The sequence below is a fragment of the Acinetobacter sp. CIP 102637 genome, assembly GCF_000368425.1.
GTDB classification, from domain to species: Bacteria; Pseudomonadota; Gammaproteobacteria; order Pseudomonadales; family Moraxellaceae; genus Acinetobacter; species Acinetobacter parvus.
The window spans coordinates 1101422-1113479 of record NZ_KB849435.1 but is presented as its reverse complement, the minus strand read 5'-3'; the positions used below and the strand labels follow the sequence as shown (position 1 = coordinate 1113479).

9 protein-coding genes and 1 pseudogene are annotated in these 12058 nt (G+C 42.4%); 6 read left to right on the top strand and 4 right to left on the bottom strand.

Annotated elements, in window-relative coordinates:
- Positions 1 to 119: 119 nt before the first annotated feature.
- The gene (locus F967_RS08340) at positions 120 to 1043 is read left to right on the top strand and encodes a thiamine phosphate synthase (RefSeq protein ID WP_004799297.1); all 924 of its coding nucleotides are present in this window, start codon (positions 120 to 122) and stop codon (positions 1041 to 1043) included.
- A gap of 7 nt (positions 1044 to 1050) precedes the next feature.
- On the opposite strand, the gene F967_RS08335 is transcribed toward F967_RS08340, so the two are convergent.
- On the bottom strand, positions 1051 to 1623 hold the full coding sequence (locus F967_RS08335; RefSeq protein WP_004679708.1) for a tetratricopeptide repeat protein: 573 nt from the start codon (positions 1621 to 1623) through the stop codon (positions 1051 to 1053).
- Between the two features lie 19 nt (positions 1624 to 1642).
- Positions 1643 to 4048, bottom strand: a complete 2406-nt coding sequence (gene mrcB / locus F967_RS08330) for a penicillin-binding protein 1B (protein ID WP_004799294.1) — start codon at positions 4046 to 4048, stop codon at positions 1643 to 1645.
- Between the two features lie 234 nt (positions 4049 to 4282).
- Here mrcB and F967_RS08325 point away from each other — a divergent pair, with 234 nt between their 5' ends.
- Both F967_RS08325 and F967_RS08320 read left to right on the top strand, forming a co-directional pair.
- On the top strand, positions 4283 to 5191 hold the full coding sequence (locus tag F967_RS08325; RefSeq protein WP_004679704.1) for an NAD(+) kinase: 909 nt from the start codon (positions 4283 to 4285) through the stop codon (positions 5189 to 5191).
- On the top strand, positions 5188 to 5460 hold the full coding sequence (locus F967_RS08320) for a YeaC family protein (RefSeq protein ID WP_004679703.1): 273 nt from the start codon (positions 5188 to 5190) through the stop codon (positions 5458 to 5460). Before F967_RS08325 ends, F967_RS08320 begins: the two co-directional genes overlap by 4 nt.
- Before the next feature lie 44 nt (positions 5461 to 5504).
- Here F967_RS08320 and F967_RS08315 read toward each other — a convergent pair whose 3' ends face one another.
- A complete protein-coding gene (locus tag F967_RS08315) occupies positions 5505 to 6503 on the bottom strand; it encodes a glycosyl transferase family protein (protein ID WP_171063075.1) in 999 nt (332 codons plus the stop codon).
- A 250-nt stretch (positions 6504 to 6753) separates the two neighbouring features.
- On the opposite strand from F967_RS08315, the gene F967_RS08310 reads away from it, so the two are divergent.
- From F967_RS08310 to F967_RS08300, 3 genes are all read left to right on the top strand, one after another.
- Entirely contained in the window at positions 6754 to 7899 is a 1146-nt protein-coding gene (locus F967_RS08310) for an acyl-CoA dehydrogenase family protein (protein ID WP_004679699.1), read from the top strand.
- A gap of 365 nt (positions 7900 to 8264) precedes the next feature.
- Entirely contained in the window at positions 8265 to 9374 is a 1110-nt protein-coding gene (gene pheA, locus F967_RS08305; RefSeq protein WP_004799289.1) for a prephenate dehydratase, read from the top strand.
- 75 nt (positions 9375 to 9449) lie between these two features.
- Entirely contained in the window at positions 9450 to 11714 is a 2265-nt protein-coding gene (locus F967_RS08300; protein WP_004799287.1) for a bifunctional prephenate dehydrogenase/3-phosphoshikimate 1-carboxyvinyltransferase, read from the top strand.
- A 225-nt stretch (positions 11715 to 11939) separates the two neighbouring features.
- Here F967_RS08300 and F967_RS14195 read toward each other — a convergent pair.
- Positions 11940 to 12058: pseudogene (locus F967_RS14195) on the bottom strand (IS701 family transposase); the annotation flags it as partial.

Sequence of the window (12058 nt, the reverse complement as noted above, 5' to 3'; positions counted from 1 at the left end):
ATCATTATCGAATATACCTGTCAACGTAAATTTGAATAATTTACAAAATCGTTTATAAGTTTTTTCAGAACGATGTGCAAATTGATGAATGACAGGGATTTACTCTGTAGAGATGAGGGATGTGGACTGTGATAGCAAAGAATGTCATTGATGTCGCAATTGCAATTTTATTGCATAAATCCAAGGTATTGGTGGGGTGGCGTCAGGCCAATCAACATCAGGGCAATAAGCATGAATTTCCTGGTGGCAAAGTTGAGCAGGGAGAAACACCTGAGCAGACCTGCCGCAGGGAAATTTATGAAGAGGTGGGCATTGGCTTAAAGGACTGGCATCGTTTTGATGTGATTCGCCATGAATATGATGATGTGATTGTGAACTTGCATATTTTTCATGCCTATGTCCCTGATGCGTTACTGGAACTGATTCACCAGCCTTGGGCTTGGTACAGTCGTGACCAACTGAAAGAATTAAATTTTCCTAAAGCCAATGACGTGATTCTGCAACGTTTGGTGTGGCCACATCTGATTAAGGTGAATGAACAGTTGGTCAAACTCCCGCAGCAGGAAAGTTTATTTTATTGGCGGACACAGGATGAAAATATTGATGCGATTGAGCAGCAGTTAGAAACACTCACTGATGAGCAATATCAAAAACTCATTGTGAATTTTGAAATCTGCAATCAGCTGGATTCAGCATGTCAGGAAAAAATTAACACGGTTCATCTAAAACAATCACAGCTGATGGGATTAAAGAAAGGAGAGTTAATTGTAGGGAAACGTTTTATTGCAGCGTGCCATGATGCAGTTTCATTGCAACATGCACATCATATTGGCTGTGATGCGGTGCTTTTAAGTCCTGTGAATATAACTGAGACTCATCCAGAAACAAAAGTGTTGGGATGGGACGGTTTTGCTGAACTCGCTGGAAAAAGTGATATTCCTGTTTTTGCTTTGGGTGGTGTTGCGCCTACTGATCTGGAACAAGCCCAAAAACATCATGCTTATGGGCTTGCGGGGATTCGCCAGTTTGAATCAATCCAGTAACAAGGCTCTAAAGTGACTGAATTGCTTTTTTCGCTTCCTGTGCCTTGACTGGATGATTACGTGCTTCGCTGGCACGAAGCACAATTGTCCAAAGCTGCTTTTTCATGGCATTGCTCTGTGCATAGCTTAAACCACGGCGCGCCAAAGCCTCGGCATTGGCATACTCTTTTCGCTGGTTGGCGATTAGACCCAGATATAAATAGGTTTCAGAAGCCTGTGGTGCAATCCGTTGAGCTTGAAGCGCATAACGTTCTGCTTCCGCAAGTTGCTGACTTTTATACGCGGTCTGGGTTTTTTGCATCAGGGTCCTAAAGGCGGGGAGTTGAGCACCATCATTACTAAACTTCTGCTTCACCTTTTGTTCAGGTACCACCACCTGTGGTGTCACGGTTTGCCGTTTAATCTCTTTTTGGTCATATGGAATGACCTTTACACCAGAAGCAGGCGGAGTCACTTTTTTCTTCTGCGTATTCGTGCCTGCTGGTGGATTAACAGGTTTAGTGGTCGTGACTTTTTCTGGAGTGGCAGTACAGCCAGCCAGTACAAGTACACCAATTGCGAAAGTTATTTTCTTGATCATGTCCAAATCCCAGTAGAAATTAATTTTCAACGCTGTAGCTACCACTGGAAATGATGCGTGTTGGCGTATGATTTGATAAATCATTGTCCATCTGGTTTTCGCTTTCCCGAATATAATTGTTTGTGCCATCATCATGATCATTTTCTGATGTACCACCCTGAGGCATATAGGTTGGTTCAACTTCATAATGAGACTGACCGCAAACCGTTGCATGGCGAGGTACAGTTTGACGAAGCAATGGAATATACAATGCGCCATCACAGCCCTCGGCAGAAAGGTCACCGCTGGCGCTATCAATCCACTGCCATTGAACGTTGTCGGTTTGACGAAGATTTACAGGTTCCTGACGAAGCTGTTTCATGACATTGGTCCAGACTGGCAATGCACCAGAGGAACCTGTCAGACCAGTAACCTTGTTGTCATCCAGCCCTAACCAGACCACAGCGACATGATTACCAGAATAACCTGCAAACCATGAATCCCGTGTATCGTTGGTTGTTCCTGATTTTCCTGCAAGATTCAGTGATTCAGGCAAGCTCCCATAGGCAGAGCGGCCTGTACCTGAACGCATGACTTGCTGTAAACCATAATTCAGGATGTAGGCGGTGGCGGGGTCAATGGTTTGCTGTACATTCAAACCATAACGCTCCAATAAATGCCCTTTTGCATCCACAACAGTGCGGATAGAACGGGTAGGGTATTTAAAGCCACCTGTGGCAAAGTTTCCATAAACGCTCAGCACTTCCATTGGTGACATATTCACCGCCCCCAGATAAATGGATGGATAGGCTGGAATATCTGAACTTACCCCAAACTGTCTGAGCTTATTTGTGAATGTAGATAGGCCAAACTCGTTCGCCAAACGTACAGTAGAAAGGTTGTATGAATTTGCCAAAGCCTGCTGCATTGGAACCACACCATGCTCACCACCACTATAATTTTTGGGTGTCCAGTTTTTATAACCATCAATTGGAATACTGATGGCTGTATCTTCAATTGGGCTAGCCCATGTATAACGGCCTGACTCAAGTGCACTTAAATAGATGACAGGTTTCAGTAATGAACCCACTTGACGTTTAGCATCCAGTGTACGGTTAAAACCTGTAAAGTCTTGAGTCGATCCCACAGCGGCAACCAGTTCACCATTGTCTGGATGAGCGACAACAATGGCACCTTGTAAGTTCTTTAAACGGGCAGGATTGGCATTCGCCAGACGATCAACTGAATTTTTAAACGCATTTTGCACCTGAATCTGTGTGATTGGATCTAGTGTGGTAAAAATTCTTAAACCCTGATTGGTAATGTCACTTTCCTGATATTCGGTGCGTAGCTGACGACGGACAATATCAAGGAAATCAGGGAATTTCGCAGGTCCTAGAGTCGGTTTGCTCACTACATTTAAAGGACGTGCAATTTCATCCTGATATTCCGCCTCACTGAGATAGCCCATAACTTTCATGTTGTTCAGTACAACATCACGGCGTTTTTTTGCCGCTTCAGGATTACGCCAAGGGTTATATAAAGAAGGGCCCTGTACTAAACCAACCAAATAGGCTTGTTGGGAAATATTCAATTCACGTAAAGGTAAACCAAAATAGAACTGTGAAGCCAGACCATAACCATTGATGGAATAACTGCCATTTTGACCTAAATTCACTTCATTCAGATAGGTTTCAAGAATTTCATCCTTGCTATAATGCAGTTCAATCAATAAGGCCATCAGCGCTTCATTGACTTTACGTTTCAGGGTTTTTTCAGGGGAAAGATAAAAGTTTTTCACCAACTGTTGTGTGAGTGTTGATCCACCTTGACGTTTACCACCCGTCACATTGCTGACTAGAGCACGTGCAGTGCCACGAACTGAAACACCGTGATGGTGATAGAAGTTGCGGTCCTCAGTTGAGATCAAAGCCTCAATCAGTGTTTTTGGTACTTTATCTAGTTTAATGAGTACGCGGTCTTCATTATGCTGAGGGTAAATACCACCAATCAATAAAGGTTCCAGCCGTGCAATGCCTGTACTTGATGGTTTAGTGGAACGGATTTCACCAACCTGCCCATTCAGGAAACCAATTTCAAGCACCTGTTCAGGTTCATTGCTGTCACCATAGTCAAAACCACGTGTATGGACATACATCTGGTTGCCTTGGGTGACATAGCTACCTGATTTTTCATAGTTTGCCGTATTTTTATAACCCAGTAATTTCAGTTCCTGAATGAAGTTTTCCTGAGTAATTGGCGCATTTGCATAGATTTCTAGAGGACGAGCAAATACCTTGGCTGGAATATCCCAGCGCTGACCTTCAAACTTATTGCGAATAATATTATCCAGACGGATTAGATAGATACTAAAGGCAATAAAAACACCAATCACTAAAATGGAAAAAATTAGCGCAAGAAAACCGATACCACGTTCACACTTCATAGATTTGCGTTAAAATCAAAACAATGGGGCTAATGATGCGATAGCTTATGCGCAATTTGCAATCGTAAAACTGTGAATAAATAGCAACATGCAATAAAAACTTTAAGAATGTGTTGACATTAAGTGGGTAAAAAAACAACGAATAGACATTTTTATACTTTTTAATCAATCGTCAACGAAATTCTGATAGTTAATGATATGATAGTCAGGAAGCGCAGCGGAGCTGAATTATTCGTGCAAATTTCACATAAATCCTTTCGAAATATTGGTTTGATTGGGCGACCAGATAAAGATTCTGTAGTAGAAACCTTATGTTTGATTCATGATCACTTGATCACCTTAGGTTTAAATCCTGTCTTTGATCAGGAAACAGCGAAACTCGTACCTTATAGCCATGGACAGACTGTCAGCCGTAATTTATTGGGCGAAGTCGTGGATTTAGTGATTGTAGTGGGCGGTGATGGGTCGCTACTACATGCTGCACGTGCCTTGGTTCGATACAATACTCCTGTAATTGGGATTAACCGTGGGCGACTGGGCTTTTTAACCGACATTAAACCTGCCGAAGCAATCTTTAAGCTAGATCAGGTGTTGCAGGGACATTTTCAACTGGATCGCCGTTTCCTGCTGGAAATGGAAATTCGGTCTAATGGTGAAACCATTTATGATGCAATTGCATTAAATGATGTGGTTCTACATTCTGGACGATCAGTCCATATGATTGATTTCGAACTCAGTATCGATGGGCAATATGTCTATCGTCAGCACAGTGACGGTTTAATTGTTTCCACACCAACGGGTTCGACAGCATATGCATTGTCTGGTGGTGGACCTATTTTGCATCCAAGTATGGATGCGATTGCATTGGTGCCCATGCATCCGCATACCTTGTCCTCTCGTCCGATTGTGGTTGGTGGACAAAGTGAGATTAAAATTACCATTCGTGAAAATCGGGTTTTACCCATGGTCAGCGCCGATGGACAACATAGTGTTGCATTAAATGTGGGTGACACTGTGCATATTCGCAAACATCCATTTAAACTAAGCTTATTACATCCGCCTGGGTACGATTTTTATATGGCTTGCCGTACTAAACTGGGCTGGAATCAAGATTTCGAATCTTTTCAACAGGATGACTCATGAATATTGAACAAATGCTCGCTGTTTTAAATCCTGAAATTGTTGAGCGCTTAAAAACAGCCGTTGAAATTGGCAAATGGCCAAATGGTATTGCATTGACCAAAGAACAACGTGAAACCTGTATGCAGGCTGTTTATGCATGGGAAATGAAACATTTACCAGAAGAACAGCGTAGTGGCTATATTGATCGTGGCACAAAGGAAGAGGGTGAGGAATGTGATGATGACCATCACAAACACGAACCTGAATTTAAACCGATTCGGTTTGTTTAATTTAAAGACCCAGTAAAAACACTGGGTTTTTTAATGAATGAAGCCTAAATTTTTCGACTTTCCCAAAGCGCCTTTGCTTTAATCATCGCCTCATCAAAACTACTGACCACACCCATCGTATATAAAGCGATTCCGATGGTTTCAGTGACAGCCATTTCACCATATTCATGTTGCTGCTGACCAAGCCAAACCGCTTTAAACACTTCAAGATCAAGCTCTTCTTCAATAGGGCTACGTTCAGGTGTCAGTTTGGGTAATTCATACTCATATAACTCACCATTTTTAATCCCACAAATCAGGGTTTTTGCATCAGGGTTACGCTCAAATTCACCTCCTTCACCTTTAATCACCGCACTATTTTGATAACCTAAACGAAACGCAGTGCGTTGATGTGAGGTTCGATAAGCAGGGTGGAAAATGGCCTGTAAAGTGGCTTTGGCATTAAAAGGATTAATCAGGCGTACCAGGGTATGAATGGGTGAACGTAAGCCCATCACATTTCTCAATGAAATCAGATCACTTAAAATTGGTGAGATCACTTCAAGAGGCAAATAGGCAAAGTTATGTCTTTCTAGTTGTTGTTTGACATCTTGTTCATTTTGGCAAATAGAATAGCCTAAGTATGGTAAAACCTGTTCTGTATAAACACGGTTAATGGTATGACCAGATGCACCATGCATCACGATGCTATAGCCGTGATGGGCCAGTGTTAAGGCTGCCAATAAAAACCACGGATAATGTTTACGTTTCCCTGCATATGATGACCAATCCAGATCAACATCTAGCGGTTGAAAATTAAGTTGATCACGCGTTGCCTGAACAAAGCCAGCCAGTTCATCAACAGATTCTTCCTTAACCCGTAACAACATTAAAAAAGCACCCAACTGAACATCAAGCACTTCATTTTTTAAGATCATGCTAAAAGCCTGATAGGCCTCATCATAAGTCAGTGAACGCGCACCCGTCTTACCTTTACCAATGATTCGTATGTATTGGGCGAAAGGATGTTCAGCATCTTTGTAAATATTGCGTTTGGTATTCATGATCGTATTTGCAGTCATGGTGAAGAATTAAAATTAATATGACATAAAAGTGATGCATTTAGCGTAAAAAAATCAGAGCTTCTGTTTATTCAATAAGCAATTGGGTCTCGAAAATAACCACTGCAAACAAAATTATTGACCGCATCAGTCGGGTGATTTGATGCAAAAGGGACATGACATCCCACCTAAAAATCATTAGCATGGCTGCGAAGCAAATTTTCAAGAAAAATGAAAGCGAAAGGAAATAAAGATGTTAGCTTACGATGCAGATTTGGAACTCTTCCGTGACAACTTTAAACGTTTTATGAGTGAACACATTGCACCTCATTATGAAAAATGGGAACGTGAGGGCATTATGCCGCGTTCTGTCTGGACATTATTGGGTGAAAATGGCTTCCTGTGCGTAGACGTGCCAGAAGAATATGGTGGTTATGGCGTACCAACCCATTATTCATTGATGCTGGTTGAAGAATCTGCGCGTGCTGGTTATTGTGCCTTATCAACTGGTATTTCGTGTCACTCTGAAATTGCTGCACCATATATCCAACATATTGGGTCAGAAGAACAGAAACAGTATTGGTTGCCAAAAATGGTGTCTGGTGAAGTGGTGGGTGCAATTGGTATGACTGAGCCAGGTGCTGGTTCAGACTTGCAGGCCATGCGTACCAGTGCAATTTTGCAAGGTGATCACTATGTGTTAAATGGTTCTAAAACCTTTATCTCAAATGGTCAGCATGCTGATGTTGTGGTTCTGGCAGTGAAAACTGATCCGCAAGCTCGTGCCAAAGGTGTGTCTTTATTATTGGTTGATACCCATTTGGAAGGCTTTAAAAAGGGCACGAACTTAGACAAAATTGGTCTGCATTCACAAGATACCTCTGAACTTTTCTTTGATAATGTGAAAGTACCTAAAGACCAGTTATTGGGCAATGCAGGTTCAGGTTTTGCTTACTTGATGCAGGAATTACCACGTGAGCGTACTGCAATCGCAGCGACCTCTTTGGGCGCAATTCGTGGCTCAATTGATCTTGCGACCCAATATGTGAAAGAGCGTCAGGCATTTGGTCAGGCGATTGCTAACTTCCAGAACACACGTTTTGTCTTAGCTCAGGCGAAGATTGATGAATTGGCAACTGCTGCTTTCTATAATCAAAACGTGGCCTTATATAATGAGGGCAAACTGGATGTTGAAACTGCGGCTGCACTCAAGAGCTTCAGTACTGACATGCAAATGAAAGTTGCTGACAACTTGCTTCAGTTATTTGGTGGCTATGGTTATATGACTGAATATCCAATTTCACGCTTCTTTGTTGATGCACGTATCCAGCGTATTTACGGTGGTACCAATGAAATCATGAAAGAAATCGTGGCACGTGGATTGATTGGTAAAGCTTAATTAATCTTGATAAATCAGCCTGCTTTCGAGCAGGCTGTTTTTTGATAGATACTATTTTTCTATTGGGGTAGGCTTTTTTGCATAAATATTTTGCAAGATACTGATTTCCAAGGTTTTTCCTAGAATTTTAATAAAAATAAATATAATAAAATCATAGTGTTAGCTATTTGTGCAACAAAGCCCACGAGAACTGAAATTTAGCATCAAACATATAATGAAAATCATTATCAATAACGTTGAGTCATGAAAAGAGTTAAAACTCAGCGTGTTTAATAGCTTAAAGTCTTGTTATACTAGCCCAGATAACCAATTCACAGATGAATTGTAATCCATTCTTATAGATGATTTTGCTGAGGCTGCATTCAATGGTAAACGATGGACAAAACACATCGAATTCACTTAATTTAGAACAAATTCGTAACGATATTGATAGTGTTGATCAACAAATCCAGGAATTACTCAATCGCCGTGCCACATTGGCGGAAGCCGTAGCCAAGGCGAAGTTTGCAGCCGAAGACAACCCACTGTTTTATCGCCCTGAACGTGAGGCACAGGTGCTGCGTAAAGTGATGGAACGCAATCAGGGGCCATTGTCCGATGCGACCATGGCACGCTTGTTCCGTGAAATCATGTCGGCATGTCTGGCACTTGAAGCGCCACAAAGTATCGCATTTTTAGGGCCAGAAGGAACCTATACCCACTCCGCGGTACTGAAACATTTTGGTAATGATGCAGTGGTTCGTCCATTGCCAACCATTGATGAAGTGTTCCGTGAAGTGGAGGCGGGTAGTGCGCATTATGGCGTGGTTCCTGTTGAAAACTCATCAGAAGGAATTGTTAACCATACACTGGACTGTTTTAAGGCTTCTAGCCTGAATGTGATTGGTGAAGTTGAATTGCGTATTCATCATCAATTCCTTGTTTCTGAAAATACCCGTAAAGACAGCATTAAGCAGATTTATGCCCATCAACAAACCTTGGCTCAATGCCGTAAGTGGTTAGATGCGCATTATCCTGGGGTAGAGCGTGTTGCACTAAACTCAAATGCGGAAGCGGCTCGCCGTATTCGTAACGAATGGCATTCTGCTGCAATCGCCTCTGATATCGCAGCCAGCATGTACAACCTTGAGATTTTATATAGCAATATCGAAGATAATCCTGAAAATACCACACGCTTCCTGGTGATTGGTCGTGAGAAAATTCCACAAAGTGGCAATGATAAGACCTCATTGTTGATCTCAGCACATGACCGTGCTGGGGCATTGCTGGAAATTCTTGCACCATTTGCCAAGCATCAAATCAGCTTGACCAGTATTGAAACTCGTCCAGCTTTACCAGAAAAATGGGCCTATGTGTTCTTCATTGATCTGGAGGGGCATATTGATCAGGACAATGTGGCGGCTGCACTAGATGAAATCCGTCCAATGGTCAAAGAGTTGCGTGTACTGGGTTCTTATCCAATCGCTGTTTTATAAAACTGTTTTATCGTATGGATAGGTGGATGAATCATCTATCCATATCAAAGTCTTCTCATTAGGCAAACATCTTTTATGTCTCAAGCATCTGTTTCTAAAGTATTGTTTAAAAAAGTTGCATTTATTGGACTTGGGCTGATTGGGTCAAGTCTTGCGCGTGTGATTGTGGCGGAACAACTTGCGTCTGAAATTGTGGCTTCAACACGCTCAAAAAAAACATTGGAAGATGCCAAAGCACTCGGTCTAATTCAACATGGTTATACAAATCCTGAGGAAGCGGTTCAGGGTGCGGATTTAATTGTTTTGGCATTGCCTGTTCGTGCCACACAAAAAGTGTTGGAACAGATCAAGCCTTATCTTGCAGAGAATGTTATCATTACCGATGTGGGTAGTACCAAAGGCAATGTGGTGGATGCGGCCAAAGCAGTGTTTAGTGAAAATCTGCCTGTTGGTTTTGTACCTGGGCACCCAATTGCAGGTGCGGAACATACAGGTGTACATGCAGGTAAAGTCGATTTATTTGCCAATCATAAAGTGATTCTAACGCCATTGCCAAGTAGTGCAGATTGGGCAGTGCAGAAACTGATCCTGCTTTGGTCTGCGGCAAAAGCAGAAGTGATTTGTATGGATGTGTCGAAACATGATGAAGTGTTGGCACATACCAGTCATTTACCGCATTTGATGGCGTTCAACTTGGTTGAGCAACTGGCCAACCGTGAAGATAATCTGGATATTTTTCGCTATGCGGCGGGTGGTTTTCGGGATTTTTCTCGGATTGCGGCCAGTGATCCACAGATGTGGCATGACATTTTCTTTGCCAATAAAAACGCAATTCTCAATGCCGTTGCTGGCTTTGAGCAGCAACTTTCTGTTTTAAAGCAACTGATTGAAAATGAAGATTCTCAGGCGTTGATGGGGCTGCTTGGACATGCGCAAGCGGCACGCCAACACTTTAACCATATGTTAGCCAAAAAACCTTTGATGGAGAAAAACAAGGTGACACAGCAATTTACCATTTTACCAGGCAAGAAAACATTTACAGGTAAATTCACCGTGCCAGGTGATAAGTCAGTGTCACATCGCTCCATCATGTTTGGGGCGATTGCTGAGGGTACAACCCATGTGACTGGCTTCCTTGAGGGTGAAGATGCGTTAGCAACTTTACAGGCATTCCGTGATATGGGGGTCAGCATCGAAGGCCCAAAAAATGGTGAGGTGACCATTCATGGCGTGGGCATGCAAGGTTTAAAAGCACCTGCCAGTGCCTTATATATGGGTAACTCAGGCACAAGTATGCGTCTGCTATCTGGTATGTTGTCAGCACAAAAGTTTGATTCGGTGATGACAGGTGATGCGTCATTGTCTAAACGTCCAATGGAGCGTATTGCAAAACCATTACGTTTAATGGGTGCGCAAATTCAAACCACAGGTGAGAAAGGTACGCCGCCAGTCAGCATTACAGGCAGTCAAGCTTTAAAAGGTATTCAATACGATTTGCCAATGGCTTCGGCTCAGGTGAAATCAGGGATTTTACTGGCAGGTTTATGGGCTGAGGGTGAGACTTCTGTGACTGAACCAGAGCCGACCCGTGACCATACTGAGCGTATGTTGCGTGCCTTTGGTTATGAGGTAAAAACCGAAGGCAATAAAATCTCGCTTGTTGGTGGTGGTAAACTGGTTGGTACAGATATTCAGGTGCCATCAGACATTTCATCGGCTGCATTCTTCATGGTGGGTGCTGCGATTACTGAGGGTGCTGATGTGATCCTTGAGGCGGTGGGCATCAACCCAACCCGTACAGGTGTAATTGAAATCCTCAAGCAAATGGGTGCGGACATCAGCGTTGAAAATGAACGTATCGCTGGCGGTGAGCCGATTGCCGATATTCATATCAAGGGGTCTCGTACATTAAAAGGTATTCACATGCCTGAAGATCAAGTGCCTTTGGCGATTGATGAATTTCCTGCCTTGTTTATTGCGGCGGCTTGTGCGGAAGGTCAAACCGTATTAACAGGTGCGGCTGAGCTTCGCGTGAAAGAATCTGACCGTATTCAGGTGATGGCGGATGGCTTGAAAGTCATGGGTATTGATTGCACCCCAACTGAGGACGGCATTATCATTGAGGGTAAGGGTAAGTCTGGTGACTGGTCAGCAATTTTCACAGGTGGAAAAATTGAATCACACCATGACCATCGTATTGCCATGAGTTTCAGTATTGCAGGGTTACGTACTTCGGGCGAAATCATCATTCACGGTACGGAAACAGTGGCAACCAGTTTCCCAACCTTTACCGAACTTGCCAATGCGGCAGGGCTAGATTTACAGGTTGTAGATCAATAAGTTAATCGGAAAATGCAGTGTCTGGCTTGCTCAAATGCTGCATTTCTTATTTACTTATCAATAAAAATAGGTCGTTTATCATGATAATAAAACGTGTAAATAATAAAAATGTTGGGTTTGGATATGTACATATTTAATCAGGTCTAAATTTATCAATTTAACAAAAGAAGTAAGACAATTGGCTAATCAATTAAAGACAATTGTATATATAGGACTTAGGCACCGCTATTTATAGACTTTTTGTGGTAGCAGATGATTTTTATCGAGAATAAAGTCATCAATGAAGTTTTTGATCATTGGTCTAAATAATTTCTTCTGCCAACGATATACATTTTCAAAGATCC